Origin of the sequence: Paenibacillus sp. GYB006, from assembly GCF_036577645.1 — a bacterium.
In the GTDB taxonomy this organism is placed as follows: domain Bacteria; phylum Bacillota; class Bacilli; order Paenibacillales; family Paenibacillaceae; genus Paenibacillus.
The window spans coordinates 640,891-657,464 of sequence record NZ_JARBDA010000002.1; the positions used below are offsets into that span (position 1 = coordinate 640,891).

At 43.2% G+C, this 16,574-nt stretch carries 11 protein-coding genes; all 11 read left to right on the top strand.

What is annotated here, in order from left to right; all coding sequences use genetic code 11:
* The first annotated feature begins 14 nt into the window (after positions 1-14).
* Positions 15-2,912 carry an extracellular solute-binding protein gene (locus PV403_RS08305; protein WP_332084174.1) on the top strand — a complete coding sequence of 966 codons (2,898 nt, stop codon included), beginning with the start codon at positions 15-17 and terminating at the stop codon, positions 2,910-2,912.
* A 78-nt stretch (positions 2,913-2,990) separates the two neighbouring features.
* On the top strand, positions 2,991-3,884 hold the full coding sequence (locus tag PV403_RS08310) for a carbohydrate ABC transporter permease (protein WP_332084297.1): 894 nt from the start codon (positions 2,991-2,993) through the stop codon (positions 3,882-3,884).
* A 14-nt stretch (positions 3,885-3,898) separates the two neighbouring features.
* Entirely contained in the window at positions 3,899-4,762 is an 864-nt protein-coding gene (locus PV403_RS08315; protein WP_213532479.1) for a carbohydrate ABC transporter permease, read from the top strand.
* A 16-nt stretch (positions 4,763-4,778) separates the two neighbouring features.
* Positions 4,779-6,233 carry a hypothetical protein gene (locus PV403_RS08320; RefSeq protein ID WP_442951745.1) on the top strand — a complete coding sequence of 485 codons (1,455 nt, stop codon included), beginning with the start codon at positions 4,779-4,781 and terminating at the stop codon, positions 6,231-6,233.
* Complete coding sequence (locus PV403_RS08325; protein ID WP_332084175.1) at positions 6,230-6,856, top strand: YIP1 family protein; 627 nt, start codon at positions 6,230-6,232, stop codon at positions 6,854-6,856. The genes PV403_RS08320 and PV403_RS08325 overlap by 4 nt, the downstream gene beginning before the upstream one ends.
* A gap of 16 nt (positions 6,857-6,872) precedes the next feature.
* On the top strand, positions 6,873-9,437 hold the full coding sequence (locus PV403_RS08330; protein WP_332084176.1) for a DUF5696 domain-containing protein: 2,565 nt from the start codon (positions 6,873-6,875) through the stop codon (positions 9,435-9,437).
* Positions 9,434-10,345 carry a carbohydrate ABC transporter permease gene (locus PV403_RS08335; RefSeq protein WP_213532338.1) on the top strand — a complete coding sequence of 304 codons (912 nt, stop codon included), beginning with the start codon at positions 9,434-9,436 and terminating at the stop codon, positions 10,343-10,345. Before PV403_RS08330 ends, PV403_RS08335 begins: the two co-directional genes overlap by 4 nt.
* A gap of 17 nt (positions 10,346-10,362) precedes the next feature.
* Complete coding sequence (locus tag PV403_RS08340; protein ID WP_332084177.1) at positions 10,363-11,313, top strand: carbohydrate ABC transporter permease; 951 nt, start codon at positions 10,363-10,365, stop codon at positions 11,311-11,313.
* A 117-nt stretch (positions 11,314-11,430) separates the two neighbouring features.
* A complete protein-coding gene (locus PV403_RS08345; protein WP_332084178.1) occupies positions 11,431-13,629 on the top strand; it encodes an ABC transporter ATP-binding protein in 2,199 nt (732 codons plus the stop codon).
* Complete coding sequence (locus PV403_RS08350; protein WP_332084179.1) at positions 13,622-14,119, top strand: DUF1854 domain-containing protein; 498 nt, start codon at positions 13,622-13,624, stop codon at positions 14,117-14,119. Before PV403_RS08345 ends, PV403_RS08350 begins: the two co-directional genes overlap by 8 nt.
* A 27-nt stretch (positions 14,120-14,146) precedes the next feature.
* A complete protein-coding gene (locus tag PV403_RS08355) occupies positions 14,147-16,468 on the top strand; it encodes a glycoside hydrolase family 95 protein (RefSeq protein WP_332084180.1) in 2,322 nt (773 codons plus the stop codon).
* Positions 16,469-16,574: the final 106 nt, after the last annotated feature.

The following is a 16,574-nucleotide window of genomic DNA, read 5'->3' on the forward strand; positions in this document are numbered from 1 at the left end:
GAGGGGAGAAAGCGTTGAACATCCATAAGAAACGATGGGCCATTTCATTGCTCGTTTTTAGTTTATCCGCCGTATTTATAGGCTCTTTTTATCCTTTGAAATCCATCATGGCCAGCGAAAAGATGGAACCGATATCTGATTTTGAAGCGGTCGTGAGTTCTGACGATGAGAACGGTTATTCCGCATACCTGGAACGTCATACTCGTGCGGCAAGACCTGACCGTGCAATCCGAATTGAAGGGGAAAGTTATGTAAACGCTACAGGCGGCGAATTCGAAATAGCAGACCATCCATATGAACTTGATGGAACTGCTGTCTTAACACCGGAAGAAGGAATGATATCCTGGTCTGTGCCTATTGAGGAAGCAGGTTTATATAACGTGAGAGTACATTACTATCCGATCGAAGGAAAAAGTTCGGCTATTGAGAGGCAATTAGAGATTAACGGAGAGGTTCCGTTCAAGGGTGCGGAAATTCTTTTATTTGACCGAATCTGGGGAAATAAAATGGATGAAATTCAGCAGGATGATCGGAATAATGATCTTCGTCCAAGACAAGTTGAGAAACCTTCATGGCAACATGGCACTTTAACAGATCGAGAAGGTTATTATGATGAACCGTTTTCGTTTTATTTTGAATCCGGTGAACAAGAGATTTCTTTGACCGCATTAAGAGAACCGATGGCGATTGATTATATCGAATTGTATCAGCAGTCAGGACAGAAAACGTATGAACAGGTAAGCAGTGAATATGCCTCCGCTGGACTAACGCCAGTAAAGGATCAATACATGCTGATTCAAGCTGAGGATGCGGCGTATAAGTCTTCCCCAACTTTAGCACCGATATCAGACCGCTCGAGTCCGACCGTAATTCCATATGATGTATCTAAAATCCGAATCAATTCGATCGGCGGTACGAACTGGAAACTACCAGGTCAATGGATTGAATGGGAAATCGAAGTTCCTGAGGACGGATTATATCAGATTGCGCTAAAGGAAAAACAAGATCAACTTCGCGGAATATACGCGACAAGAAGCTTAATGATTGACGGGGAATACCCATTTCAAGAAATGAAACGAATTCGATTCAAATTTCATCGTGATTGGCAGATGAACGTCCTTGGTGGGGAGGAGCCTTATTTATTCCACTTAACAAAAGGGAAACACCAAATTCGTATGACCGTCTCCCTTGGAGAAATTGCCCCGCTGCTAAGAACGATTGAATCAAGTGTGCTGGAACTGAATGAGATGTACCGAAAAATACTAATGATTACGTCGAACACACCGGATCCTTATCGTGATTATCAACTCGAGAAGCGGATCCCAGATATGATAGAAGTGTTTGAAGAGCAAGCAGAAACGATTTCAAATGTAGCAGATTATCTAGAGAAAGTAACAGGAGAAAAGAGTGATAAGGTTGCTATTCTTTATGCAATGGTATATCAGCTAAAAGAAATGGTGCAGCGTCCTGAGACAGTGGCTCAGCGGCTGGATTCATTCAAAATCAATGTCGGCGGACTTGGAACATGGATTTTGACTGTACGTGAACAACCGCTTTCTCTTGATTATATGGTTGTTTCGTCACCTGACGTGAAACTACCAAGAGCGGAAGCTACCTTTTTTGAAGAAATAAAGCACGAGATTGGTGCTTATATTGCTTCCTATACGGAGGATTACGACAGCATCGGTAATATTGCTGAAGGTAACCGTTCCCTTGATGTATGGGTAACTACAGGGCGAGATCAGGCTCAGGTATTAAAAGCATTAATCGACGATACGTTCACTCCGGAGACGGACATCTCTGTAAATCTTAGACTTGTTCCTTCTAACATCTTGTTGCCGGCTACTCTTGCAGATGAAGGACCGGACATTGCGATGCAGATTGGTGAAGACCTTCCAGTGAACTATGCTATGCGGGGAGCTGCTGCGGATCTGACCCAATTTGATGATTATGACGATGTTGCAGCTCGGTTCCGTGAAAGTGGACTAACACCGTATATGTACGATGAAGGGGTATATGCACTCCCAGAGCAGCAGACGTTCCCTATGTTGTTTTATCGCAAAGACATTTTGAAAGAACTGGAACTTGAGCCTCCAAAAACCTGGAAAGATATCTACAATATGATTTCCGTGCTTCAAAAACATAATATGGAATTCTATTTGCCTCTGGAATCATCGAATGCAAGTCTTGTGCCTAATGCGACTTTTTCGATGCTCTTGTACCAAAATGGAGGAGAATTCTATCAAGAAAACGGGATGCGAAGCACGCTTGATTCCGATATTTCGATGGATGCTTTTAAAAAGTGGACACAATTTTATACCAGTTATAAGTTCCCGCTGCAAGCGGATTTCCCTAACCGATTCCGGACAGGTGAAATGCCAATTGGTATTGCCGATTACACCACCTACAATATGCTGACCGTAATGGCGCCTGAAATAAAAGGACTCTGGGATTTCACGATTGTACCTGGGTCTGAACTTGCCGACGGATCGGTGAACCACGAGGTAGCGAGTCATACAACAGGAGTTATGATGCTGAATAATGCGGACGATAAGGAATCCTCCTGGGAATTTATGAAATGGTGGACAGACAAAGATGTTCAGATTAGTTACGGCAGAGAGATGGAAGGTCTGATGGGTGAGGCGGCAAGGTACCCAACAGCCAATACAGAAGCATTGGAAGAACTTCCTTGGCCTGTGAAGGATTATAAGAACCTGGAAAGTCAGTGGAAATGGGTACAAGGGATCCCGCAAGTACCTGGCGGTTATTTTACAGGCAGGCATCTGGATAATGCCTTCCGTAAAGTAGTGAACGCGAATCAGAATCCACGGGAAGCATTCTCAGATTATATCCTTTACATTAACGATGAAATCGAGATCAAGCGAAAGGAATTCAATTTGCCTTACGAATAAGGGGGTGGGGAAAAGGTGCAGACAAGAACGAATGTTCAGCCAATAAAAGAAGCCGTCCATCCAACACGGCCAAGCCGAATGTTTCGAATTAAGAAAGAATTTCATCGAAGCAAACATTATTACCTGTTAATGAGTCCATACATGATCATCTTTTTCTTGTTTACGGTAATACCTGTTGTATTGTCATTCGGTCTCAGTTTTTTCTATTTCAACATGTTGGAGTTTCCACGTTTTGTCGGTTGGCAGAACTACGCCAGACTGTTTTTGAATGATGATATCTTCATGATTGCTTTAAAGAACACATTGCTGTTCGCTGTCATCACAGGACCAGTCAGTTATATAGCCTGTTTTATATTTGCATGGATCATTAATGAGTTATCACCTAAGGTCCGAGCATTCATGACTCTCATTTTTTATGCGCCTTCGATTTCTGGGAATGTGTTCTTTATATGGCTCATCATTTTTTCTGGAGATAGTTACGGTTATTTAAATGGGTTCCTCATGAAAGCTGGATTTATTCTAGAACCCATTCAATGGTTGCTTGATGAGAAGTATATCCTTGCCATTGTAATGATCGTTCAGTTATGGCTCAGTCTAGGCACGAGTTTCCTCGCATTTATTGCGGGGCTGCAGACGATTGACAAAACGCTCGTTGAAGCGGGAGCCGTAGACGGTATTAAAAATCGGTGGCAGGAATTGTGGTACATTACCCTGCCCTCGATGAGACCTCAACTGATGTTTGGGGCGGTCATGCAAATCACAGCCTCCTTTGCTGTTGCAGATATCTCCATTGCACTAGCAGGCTTCCCAAGTGTTAACTATGCAGCTCATACCGTTGTGACGCATTTGATGGACTACGGCACCATTCGATTTGAGATGGGATATGCTTCAGCGATCGCAACCGTCTTGTTCTTCTTAATGATTGGCTCGAACAAGCTGACGCAGAGACTCCTTAGAAAGGTGGGAGAGTAGACGTGGTATTAAAAATGAGAAATATTTTCCGAACACAGAAGAAACTTAATCGTTCCTTACCTGTCAACATTATGTTGTTCATCATCCTGGCACTATTTGGTGCATTCATGGCATTACCGCTTATTTATGCCATCAATAACGCATTTAAACCGCTGGATGAGATATTCATTTTTCCACCACGTTTCTTTGTTATCAATCCAACGATGGATAATTTCTATGACTTGGTGTCCTTAATGGGAAATTCGTGGGTGCCTTTAACAAGGTATATCGCTAATACACTGCTGATTACCATTATTGGCACAGTGGGTCATATTTTACTCGCTTCTGCAGCTGCTTATCCGCTGGCGAAGCACCGGTTTTTCGGTTCGAAAATCCTGTTTTCTATCGTTGTTCTATCCTTGATGTTCTCTGCACATGTTACATCCATTCCCAATTACATGGTTATGTCATGGCTTGGCTGGATAAATACACATGCATCCATCATTATTCCATCTCTTGCTTTTCCGCTAGGCTTGTTCTTAATGAAGCAGTTCATGGAACAAATTCCGGATGCACTTATTGAAGCTGCAAAGATTGACGGAGCAAGTGAATATCGTATTTTTTGGAGTATTATTATGCCGAATGTGAAGCCTGCATGGCTTACACTTATGATTTTACAATTTCCAGCACTGTGGGGATCTGACGGAGGAAGTTTTATCTACAGCGAAAATTTGAAGACACTTCATTATGCGCTTGGTCAGATTATACAAGGCGGTATTGCCAGAGCAGGTGTCGGGGCAGCCGTTGCACTGCTGCTGATGATTGTTCCAATTACGCTCTTCATTATTTCCCAGAGCAGTGTTATGCAGACAATGGCGACATCAGGTATGAAGGATTAGAAGGGAGCCTTGCACGATGCGGAAGACGAAATCGAAAGGAAAGAAGCTGCTCCTATCAGCAATCTGCTTCATGCTTGGTGTTACGCTGGGCGGGGGAGTAGCAGCTGGTGAGGGGACTTCTTATAATTATTCTTTTTGGGGAGAGACCGTTGAGGCGCCTGCAGCCTATCAGGCAACCGAGTTGTATACCGGATCTGATCTTGGCGTAGGACCATTAAAAGAACCGAGTGATCTGCATGTATCGAGTGATCAGCGGATTTATGTACTTGATTCAGGTAACAACCGAGTTATTGTACTGAACAATCGTTTCACCGATGCGGTTACGATCACCTCTTTCGATCATGATGGAGTGGAGGATACCTTTTCAAATCCTCAAGGGTTATTCGTTACAGATCAGAATCATGTCATCATAGCGGATACAGGAAATAACCGAATCGTTCATCTGGACCAGGATTTTCGTTTAGTTAAAGTGATTGGGGCGCCAGAGTCGGATCTGCTGCAAGCTAATTTTCAGTTTCAGCCCGTTCGTGTCGTAATGGACAATGCACAGCGATTATATGTCATGTCGACGGGTGTATTTGACGGATTTATGGAATTTAATGCCGAGGGAGTATTCACTTCTTTTATTGGAGCAAACCGAGTGAAAATCGATCCTATCGATTACTTTTGGAAGCGAATCTCCACACAAGCTCAGCGTAGTCAGATGATTATGTATACACCTACGGAATTTACGAATCTTGACATTGATAATGAAGGTTTTATCTATGCGACCAACGGGGATCAGTGGGGAGACAATATTAAAAAACTGAACGCACAAGGCAATGATATCTTGCGGCGAACGGGTTATTTTAACCCCCAAGGCGATATTAATTATACGGTAGATGCGGGTCCTTCCCGATTGATTGATATTGAAGTTTCCGATAGTGAAATGTATAGCGTGTTGGATTCGAAGCGCGGAAGAATTTTCACATATAACGGGGATGGACACTTAATGTATATCTTTGGCGGTATTGGTAACCTGCTTGGTGAATTTAAAACACCAACAGCGATCGAACGTGTAGGTGATGACTTTATCGTGCTTGATAAAGCATTGGGTGAGATCACTTTATTCCGTACGACCGCTTATGGAAGAACACTTAATGAAGCTGTGCGCAGCTATTATAGCGGTGATGAAGAGAAAGCATTTGAGTTGTTTAATGAAACGATAAATATGAACGCAAATTTAGAATTTGCTTACTCTGGAATCGGTAAAGCGCTGCTTCGGCAAGGCGATTATAAAGAAGCGATGAGTTATTTTGATCGAAGTATGGATCTAGCTAATTACTCCAAGTCGTTCCTGCTTTACCGCAAAGAATTGTTACGAGATTATTTCGGTACGATCATGACTTTACTCGTCGTGATTGTAGTGACCTTCATGGGAGCTCGTATTTACCGAAAATCTGTGCGGAGAAAAAGAGGTGTGTCTGCTTGAATAAAGAACTCGTAACATTCCCGTTCCAGCTCATCGTACACCCGTTTAACGGATTTTGGGATTTGAAGTATGAACAAAGCCAGAAAAAGAATTTGATGATCTCTTACTGTATTCTGTTTTTACTAGTGATCACGAATATTTTAAGCACACAGTACAGTGGTATTTTGGTCAATTTGTATAATCCAAAGGACATGAATAGTCTTTTGGAAGTCGTATATATCGTTGTTCCGGTATTATTTTGGTGCGTTGCCAACTGGTCACTGACTACGCTTATGGATGGAGAAGGAAAATTTGTTGAAATCTTTACATCGACATGTTTTGCCTTACTCCCCCTTGTTATCATTAACTTTCCTTGGATTTGGCTGAGTAACATCATTTCCTTACAAGAAGCCACTTTTTATTATTTTTCCAATGCGCTTGCTATCTTATGGTTTCTATTCCTGCTATTCGTAGGGAACATGACCGTACATCAATTTACTCCTGCAAAAACAATTGGCATTATGCTGCTAACGGTTGTTGCAATGGGGTTTATGGCCTTTATCGGCATGCTGTTTTTCAGTCTGGTTCAGCAAATTGTGGCCTTCATATCCGTCATCTATCAAGAACTGGTTATGAGGAGTTAGGGAAGGAGGGAGAGAGATGAATATGAATTCCAAAAAAGCACTTATTGGTATAGGCCTCGTTTGCTGCCTGCTTCTCAGCAGTTGTTCAGGTACGGATTCCACTAATCTGGTCAGCGCAAATCAAACGGAGACCGAGACGAAAATATTTGATCAGGGTAAGCCGCTGACAGCTTCCTTCACGGATTCCCGCGCAGCGAATATGAAGGGAGTAGCCGAAAATGATGCATTACGATTGCTCGTAGACGATCAGTCTGGATCGGTGGCTGTCATTGATAAAACCAGTGGTGAAATTTGGTACAGCAATCCTTCTGACCGAGATACGGATGCTTTGGCCGCCGGTGTTAATAAAAGTGAGTTATCTGCGCAACTGAAGCTTCAATATTACAACTCATTTGGTCAAGTGAATGCGGTTAACTCGTATACAGATGCAGTGATGCATAAGCAAGTTAATTTTGAACCGATTGAGAATGGAGTAAGAGTGAATTATCAATTCGGGACAAGTGCCAAGTCAGCTGAGGATATGCCCCAAAAGATAAGTAAAACGCGTTATGAAGGGCTTCTCGCTAAATTAGATAAAACGAATCAGCGGGCACTTATGCTGGTTTACACAGAAGAGAGTGATAGCGGGGTTTATGTTCGTAATGATGGTGCGTTAAAAGGTCTTCAGCTCGAACGAGCACTCAAAGCATTTGAAGAGGCAGGGTATACGGAAGAAGAGCTTGCCATCGATATTGAAGAAAACAACTTAGATCAAACCAAACCAGAACCTCGATTGTTTCTTGCTTCTATTGAGTACACGCTGGACGATGACAGCCTTTTAGCAAGAGTACCTGCGGATCGAATTGAATATCCAGCAAAATATCCTCTCGGAACGCTGTCCCTTCTTAGTTACTTTGGGGCAGGAAGTTCAAAGGAGGAAGGTTCTCTATTCGTACCGGACGGATCGGGTGCGCTCATTCATTTTAACAATGGAAAAACGCAGTATCCTGCTTATCAACAGCCGGTCTATGGTACAGATAAAACCATGGATCGAACGGAAGATGCGTTAAGCACGGAAGCCATAAGATTGCCGGTATTCGGCATTTTGCGGGAAAACGCTGCATTCCTCGGTATTATTGAAGAAGGAGCACCCGCAGCAACGGTTAATGCGGATATTAGCGGCAAGGTAAACAGTTACAACTATGTATACCCAAGCTTTACTGTACTGAATAAGAGAGACATGACTTTGGATGCGAACGGACAACAACGATCCATTCCTTCATTTCAAGAGCGTCCGATGGCGACCGACTTTACTATTCGCTATGCATTCCTTGGCGGCAATCAAGCCTCCTATTCAGGAATGGCAGCTTATTATCAACAATATCTAGATCAGAACAATGGTCTTCCGCAAAAAGAACAATCCGAACAGAATTCGGACAATATTCCGTTTTATCTTCAACTGATTGGCAGTATTTCAAAACAAAAGCATTTTGCCGGCATTCCTTATCAGGCCTTAGAACCGTTAACTACGTTCGAGCAAGCTAAAGACATTATTAATGAATTACAAGAACGTGAAATTCGTGATATTAAGCTGAGATATGCAGGATGGTTTAACGAAGGACTCAATCATAAGGTACCCGATAAGATCTCAGTTGATCAGGCGATTGGCGGAAAGGCAGGGATGAAATCATTCGCTTCGTTTGCAAAAGAGCAGCATATTTCATTATTCCCGGACGTCGCCGTTTTAATGGCCAATTCAGGTTCTAGCTTTAATAAAGCAAAAGAAGCAGCAAGAACGCTGAAAGGGGATCCTGCAACGCTGTATCCTCTCAATGTAGCTATGGGACGCCGAGATCGCAGCAGACTGCCTTCGTACATTATTTCTCCAAAGACAGCAAATGCATATATGGACGACTTACTAAAGGAGTTTCAGAAATATGACACAGGCGGTATCTCACTCAGAGATCTGGCAGATGTACTTAACAGTGATTTTCGTAAAAATAAGCTGATTGACCGGATAGAATCTGAGCAGTTATCTATACAGTCTCTTGAAAAAATAAAAGAATCGGGGATCGATGTTTTGGCAGAGGGCGGGAATGCTTATACACTTCCATACCTTACAGACATTATGAATGCACCGATGACAAGCAGTAAGTTTAAGATTGAAGACGAAGAGATTCCATTTTATCAAATGGTCGTGCGTGGATACATCGATTACACCGGCGATCCTTATAATCTATCTACGTACACCGATGTGAAGCCATACATTTTAAAAAGTTTGGAATATGGGGCTAATGTATATTTTGAATGGATTCACGAACCTAACTACAAAGTAAAAGATTCTGAAGATAGTCATTTATATGCCGTGAATTACAAACTATGGATCGATGAGGCTTCTGATATCTACCGTGAAGTCAATGCTATCCTGAAGAACGTGAAGAATGAAAGCATTACTCATCATGAGAAACTTGCTGACGGTGTGTTTCGGACAGAATATGAGAATGGCTTATTCATTATTGTGAATTATAATCGCTCTGCCGTTACATTCGACGGGCGAACAATCGAAGCCGAGAGTTATGTGACGGGTGGTGCAGATTTATGAAGTCCTTTATGAAGCTTGGATTGAAAGAACGAACTTACGCACAACAAAAAGCATTTTGGGGATTCATCTATGTCTTGCCATGGGCATTGGGTTTCATTTTCTTCTTTTTGGTTCCATTGTTATCTTCACTCAGATACAGTTTCAGCAATGTAGAGGCAAATTCATCGGGGATTTCCATATCGTTTGCTGGAATGAAGAATTATATCGAAGCATTAACAGTCAATACGAGCTTTAACCGTACATTGACGGAAGCGATCATTAATATGGTGGTCAATGTACCGCTGATTGTCATCTTCAGTTTGTTCCTGGCGGTTCTCTTGAATCAGAAATTTGCTTTACGGTCGATAGCCAGATCGGTGTTTTTCTTACCAGTAATTTTGTCTTCTGGTATCATTCTGAGTTTAGAGAGCTCAAGCTTGGTTCAAGCGATCAATGATCAAAGTCAGAGCTCAGGTATTTTAAGAGGGTTTGGCAGTTTTGAACTTTCGAATATGATGCTTCAGGCGGGTGTCAGTGAAACCATCGTTGATTATTTGACGGGAGCTGTGGACCGAATTTATCAGATTGTCAGCCAATCTGGAGTACAGATCCTCATTTTCCTGGCAGCCATTCAGACCATATCGCCTCAATTGTATGAAGCATCGAAGATCGAGGGTGCTACAGGATATGAAGCATTTTGGAAAATTACCTTTCCCATGGTAAGTCCGATTATCCTGGTAAATATGATTTATACCATTATCGATTCCTTCTCTCGTAATGATCTTACGGAGCTAATTCGTAATACGGGTTTCGTGAATTTTAATTTTGGTCTTAGCTCGGCAATGGCCTGGATTTATTTTGTGGCAATAGCCATTATCCTGTTGATCAGCACGTATCTCGTATCTAGAAAAGTCTTTTATCAGGATTAGGAAGAAGGTGGGTAAGGATGATCTTTTCCCGGTTTATATCTCTTGACAATTGGAAGAAATGGTTATGGGTAATCGTCCGGTTTACACTAATTATAGGATTGTCATTTGTCATTTTGTTTCCGATACTTCAAAAAATTTCAACGGCAGTTAAGCATCAGAACGACTTGTATTCTCCCATTGTGGTGTGGATTCCACAGAATTTCACGCTTGATAATTTCATTAATGCCATTCAAATTATGGATTATTGGGAGACCTTACTGAATACATTTGCATTATCCGCAACAACGACGATTCTGACAGCGATTTCATGTGCATTTGCTGGGTATGGTTTTGCCCGTCTGAAGTTTAAGGGAAGCAATCTGTTATTTGCTGGAGTGATCTTGACGATACTCGTTCCGCCGACTACGATTCTAATTCCTATCTATCTAAACTTAAAAGATTTTAATCTTATGGGGATTATTCCGTTATTTACAGGTGGAAAATCTATTAATTTGCTTAACACGTATTGGCCGTTTATTTTGACATCAGTAACAGCAAATTCACTTAAGGCAGGATTATATATCTTTATCTTCCGTCAGTTCTTTAGAGGTGTTCCTAAAGAGGTCGAAGAAGCGGCCTATATCGATGGTGCAGGTGTAGGTAAAACATTTATTCGAATCATGTTACCGAATGCCGTTCCCGCTATTGTTACAACACTTCTCTTCTCTTTTGTCTGGCAGTGGAATGACAGCTTCTTTACAACAACGTATCTGACTTCAAGTAAGGTTATGTCAACCCAATTGTCTTCACTGCCTTATAATCTGGCAATCGAGCTCTCCGGAGGCGATGCTTCAAAAGCGGATCCATTCTACTTAAGTATGGTGCAAGATACGGGCATTCTGCTTGCGATTTTACCGCTTATTATCATTTATTTATTCGTTCAGCGTTACTTTGTTGAAAGTATTGAACGAACAGGTATTGTCGGATAGTTCAATGAGATCACTTCGAAAGAAAGCGTCTTGCCACTCTAAGAGCTTGTGCAAGGCGTTTTTACTTGTTCAAAACCACGGGTGTAAATGAATAATCATTCTTATGTGGAGGGTGCTATGTCCTATTATGATCAGATTCCGAAGTATATTGCGGAGCAGTTAACGGGAGAAGTGCTGTTTAGCGCAAAAACGGACCTGCTTCGAAGTGGTAGTTTTGGTGAGCAATGGATTGTAGTGACAGACGATGTGATCTACTTGTGGGGAACGGGGGATTTACCGGAACAAATCATATCCTTGTCAGAAATCAGTAAAGCGAGAACCGCAAAAGGGATCGGCGGAGGTACACTGCTTGTTGATACAAAGGAAGGACCTATAGCGATTGGTCGGTACACAGCTGAACTTTCATCCATATTTGGTTTCGCAGCGAAGCTGATTGAAGCTCTTGTTAAAGAAGAGACGATCCCGATGATTTCGGAGAAAGATCTGCCACGGCACTGTCCAACATGCGAATTCCCACTTAGCGAGGGGACACAGGTTTGCCAGTTTTGTATGAATAAAGGTCAGGCGGCTGCAAGAATACTCCGTTACGCGAAACCCTATCGATTAAGGATGGCTATAGCGGCTATTTTGCTTATCCTTACAACACTTGTAGAACTAGCACCGCCATATCTAATAAAACTAATTATTGACGATGTGCTTCAGCCGAAGGCTGCGGTCTCGGCACTTCTCTTTTTCGTACTAGCGCTAGGAACAACAACCATTATGATGACCTTAATGCAAACCGTCCGTGGTTATATCGGCATTTGGGTTGGCTCGAAGCTGATGGGTGACATTCGTAATGATATTTATCGTTCTCTGATGAGGTTGTCACTCGCCTATTTTGATAGAAGGCAAACCTCTCAGTTTATCGGCCGAGTCAATAGTGATGCAGAGTCTATGCGCCAGTTCATGACAGATGGTGTGATGTATGTCAGTGGCGAGATGCTGCGAATCGCAGCGATATGCGTCATTATTTTCGGTTTGGATTGGCAACTGTCCTTGCTCGCTTTACTGCCCGTTCCTTTCATCATCATTGTATCTGTTACCATCTGGCCTAAGATTGGCCGAAGGTTATACCAGCAGTGGCGATCCATTTTCCGTCTTAACACGATGGTTGGAGAATCCATGCAAGGGATCCGGGTTGTGAAAGCATTTGGACGTGAAAATGAAGAGATGACACGTTATGATCATGCTAATCTGGAAGTTGTTCGAAATAATATCAAAACGGAAGGACTTTGGCAGTTTATTTTTCCTGCTTTCCAGCTCATTGCTGGAGTGGGGACACTGCTCATTTGGTATTACGGTGGGGGAAAGGTCCTCGGAAATGAAATTCAGCTAGGCGTACTTTTGGCGCTCGTTACTTATCTTGGGATGTTATTCGGGCCGCTGCAATGGATCAGCCAGATGGTAAGCTGGGCAAGCAATGCATTCACGGCAGCTCATCGTATATTTGAGATTATGGATACACCGTCTGAAGTACCTGAAGCCAGTAATCCCGTACCGATAAAAACGATCAAAGGCGACGTAGATTTTGAACAAGTGACCTATGGTTATGAAAAGCATCATCCTGTACTAAAAGACGTAAGCTTACAAGTGAAAGCTGGGGAGATGATTGGACTAGTCGGCCATTCAGGTGCAGGAAAGTCAACATTTATTAACTTAATATGCCGGTTCTATGATACGGACGAAGGAACGATTCGTATTGATGGTGTTCCTATTCGGCAGATTAGTCAGCATGACCTTCGCAGACAGATCGGCGTCGTATTACAGGAAACTTTTTTGTTCGATGGTTCGATTTCTGACAATATTGCCTACTCAAAACAAGATGCATCGCCTGAAGAAGTCATGCGTGCGGCAAAAATCGCAAACGCACATGATTTTATTGTTAGATTGCCAGACGGCTACGATACCAGAGTAGGAGAAAGAGGACATAAGCTGTCTGGCGGAGAAAAACAGCGGATCGCGATCGCGCGAGCAATTATCCATGATCCGCGAATCCTTATTTTAGACGAAGCTACGGCCTCTGTTGATACGGAGACAGAAAGGCAAATTCAAGAAGCAATCAATCGACTCGTGCAAGGCAGAACTACGTTTGCTATTGCTCACCGTCTGTCAACACTGCGAAATGCTGATCGACTGGTCGTCTTGGATCGAGGCAAGATTGCCGAAGTCGGAACACATGAGCAGCTGCTCAACCAACCGGATGGGGTATACCGAAAATTAGTCGATGCTCAGAAAGAAATGTCACAGATTAGGGGAGTGGGCGTGAATGGCTGAACATTTTGATATTCGGCTGCTAAGACAGCAAGATATTATCCTCTCAAGAAACAAGGGAGGAGTCATACAAGGAACGGTGAATGAGAAATATTACGATGAACTTATCGTCTATCGCTGTTTCCCATTTCAATATGATTCTTCCTATATCTCCATCCGAAATGCGGAGGACGAAGAACTAGGCATTGTCCGCGAGATTGAGGAGCTGGACAAGGAAAGTGCATGTGTACTGAAAGAAGAGCTTGAACTTCGTTATTTCTTGCCAAAAGTGACACGCATAGACAGTGTGAAAAACAAATCGGGTTTATGGCTATGGGAATTACAAACGAACTTAGGACCGACTCGAATGGTGATGCGAAATCTCCATGAACATCTTCTGTATCCAGGAGAGGGCTGGATTATCATAACAGATATGAATGGGAAACGATGCGAAATCAAGGATTGGCGGATGTTAGATTCTCACAGCCAGAAACAGCTTCAAGAAATCATTTAATCCTCATGATGAAAGGGGTACGAATCGATGAATGGAACGCTGAAACTTTGGTATGAAAAAGCTGCGGATAGTTGGAACGAAGCATTGCCGATTGGAAGTGGAAAACTCGGAGCTATGATCTTCGGACGGACTCACGTGGAACGAATCCAATTGAATGAAGATTCCATCTGGTCTGGAGGACCAATGGACCGTAATAATTCGAGTGCGCTCGGTCATCTTCCGAAGATTCGCCAGTTGCTTCATGAGGGACGTCTTAGCGAAGCCGAGAAACTGGCTGCGATGTCCTTATCCGGAACGCCGGAGAGCCAGCGTCACTATGAACCGCTGGGTGATCTTACTATGGAATTTGGTCATGATGAATCGGAAGTTGTCAATTACCGGAGAGAGCTTGACCTTGAGCACAGTATATCTACCGTACATTATGAATGGCGTGGTATACGTTACGAAAGGGAGCATTTGGCGAGTTTTCCTGATGAGGTCATTGCCGTGCGAATCAAAGCTGATCAAACAAGAGCGGTATCGTTCAGACTCCGGTTTACACGGGGACGACAACGATTCATTGATAGTTTGCATACAGAAGCAGAGGGGCGGCTTATCATGAAAGCCGGAACGGGAGGTAAGGACGGAATTCAAATAGGTTCCGTTGTCGACATACAAGTCAGTGGGGGAGAGGTCACGAACTGCGGGGAGTTCCTCCTCGTCAATCAAGCAGATGAAGCCGTCATTCTCGTCTCCGTAGGAACAACTTATCGATATGAGAACCCAGAACTGTATAGCCGAGAAACGGTAAGAGAAGCGAAACAGAAAGGATATGAACAGCTGCGGTTAACTCACGTTGCTGACTATCAGCGTTTGTTCAAACGAGTCTCCCTATCACTTGCCAAGACAGATGAAGATTTTGACAATCGGCCAACGGATGTGCGAATGGCTGCACTTCAGGAAGGCTTGGAAGATCTCGGTTTAGTAGAGCTCTATTTTCAATACGGGCGCTACTTGCTTATTTCAAGTAGTAGACCGGGTTCATTGCCTGCCAATTTGCAAGGGGTCTGGAATGAACATTTTACGCCGCCGTGGGATTCCAAATATACGATTAACATTAATACTCAAATGAATTATTGGCCGGCAGAAATGTGCAATCTAGCCGAATGTCACGAGCCTTTATTTGATTTGATAGAGAAGATGCGTCCAAATGGAAGGGTGACAGCACGCCAAATGTACGGCTGCGGTGGATTTGTTGCTCATCATAATACAGATCTGTGGGGAGATACGGCACCACAGGACATTTGGATATCTTCGACAGTCTGGCCAATGGGAGCAGCATGGTTATGTCTTCATCTGTGGGAGCATTATCGCTATACATTAGACCGAGATTTTCTCATAAAATCATATGAAATAATGAAGGAGTCCGCGGTCTTCTTTCTGGATTATCTGATAGAAACTTCGGATGGAAAGCTAGTGACTTCACCATCCGTCTCGCCAGAGAACAAATATCGTCTACCAAGTGGTGAGACAGGTGCACTATGTATCGCTCCATCCATGGACAGCCAAATCCTTGACCATTTATTTGGGGCTTGTATTGAAGCAGCTGAACTGCTAAATATCGATCATGCACTGCGTGAACGGTTTCGTAAAGTGCGATCATGTCTGCCTCAGCCGAAAGTCGGTCGCCACGGACAGCTACAGGAATGGATAGAAGACTATGAAGAAGTGGAGCCTGGTCACCGGCATATCTCTCATCTATTTGCACTTCATCCCGGCTCCAGAATCACTCCGCGAAGTACGCCAGAATGGTCTGAGGCCGCTCGGGTCACGTTATATCGCAGGCTTTCTTTTGGAGGAGGACATACGGGATGGAGCCGGGCCTGGATCATCAATATGTGGGCACGACTCCGCGATGGAGAGGAAGCTTATCGTAATATATCTGACCTATTACGTGATTCAACACTGCCGAATCTGCTGGATAACCATCCCCCATTTCAAATTGACGGGAACTTTGGCGGGACAGCCGGTATTGCGGAGATGTTACTACAAAGTCATGAAGGGATCATTGATTTACTTCCTGCCTTGCCGCAAGCATGGACCTCCGGGATGGTTAGCGGTCTACGGGCACGCGGAGGATTCGAAGTTACAATTCACTGGGAAGAGAACAATCTTCTACAGGCTGCTGTGCACGCGAAATTCAGCACCGTATGCCAAGTTCGAAGTGAAGGACATCATTTAACGGTTAGGACAGAAACGGGGTCAAACATCGAAACGGTAAGGGATGGTGACGTGGTTCGTTTCGATACGATAGCAAATGAAACCTATCTTATTGAGATAGAAGATCATGTTGTTGAAAAAGACCTGTGAAAGTATGGATTTCATTAATCTGTGCGGAGAAATACTACCGTTTAACAGGTTGTTGTAGATAAAAGCAAAAGCTAAACTTTTGAGGAGAACAATCCACCGCATTACG

Excerpts from the sequence above, each read along its gene's own strand:
- PV403_RS08310 (WP_332084297.1), top strand. The coding sequence starts at position 2,991 with ATGTTTCGAATTAAGAAAGAATTTCATCGAAGCAAACATTATTACCTG.
- PV403_RS08315 (WP_213532479.1), top strand. The coding sequence starts at position 3,899 with ATGAGAAATATTTTCCGAACACAGAAGAAACTTAATCGTTCCTTACCT.
- PV403_RS08320 (WP_442951745.1), top strand. The coding sequence starts at position 4,779 with ATGCGGAAGACGAAATCGAAAGGAAAGAAGCTGCTCCTATCAGCAATC.
- PV403_RS08330 (WP_332084176.1), top strand. The coding sequence starts at position 6,873 with ATGAATATGAATTCCAAAAAAGCACTTATTGGTATAGGCCTCGTTTGC.
- PV403_RS08335 (WP_213532338.1), top strand. The coding sequence starts at position 9,434 with ATGAAGTCCTTTATGAAGCTTGGATTGAAAGAACGAACTTACGCACAA.
- PV403_RS08340 (WP_332084177.1), top strand. The coding sequence starts at position 10,363 with ATGATCTTTTCCCGGTTTATATCTCTTGACAATTGGAAGAAATGGTTA.
- PV403_RS08345 (WP_332084178.1), top strand. The coding sequence starts at position 11,431 with ATGTCCTATTATGATCAGATTCCGAAGTATATTGCGGAGCAGTTAACG.
- PV403_RS08350 (WP_332084179.1), top strand. The coding sequence starts at position 13,622 with ATGGCTGAACATTTTGATATTCGGCTGCTAAGACAGCAAGATATTATC.
- PV403_RS08355 (WP_332084180.1), top strand. The coding sequence starts at position 14,147 with ATGAATGGAACGCTGAAACTTTGGTATGAAAAAGCTGCGGATAGTTGG.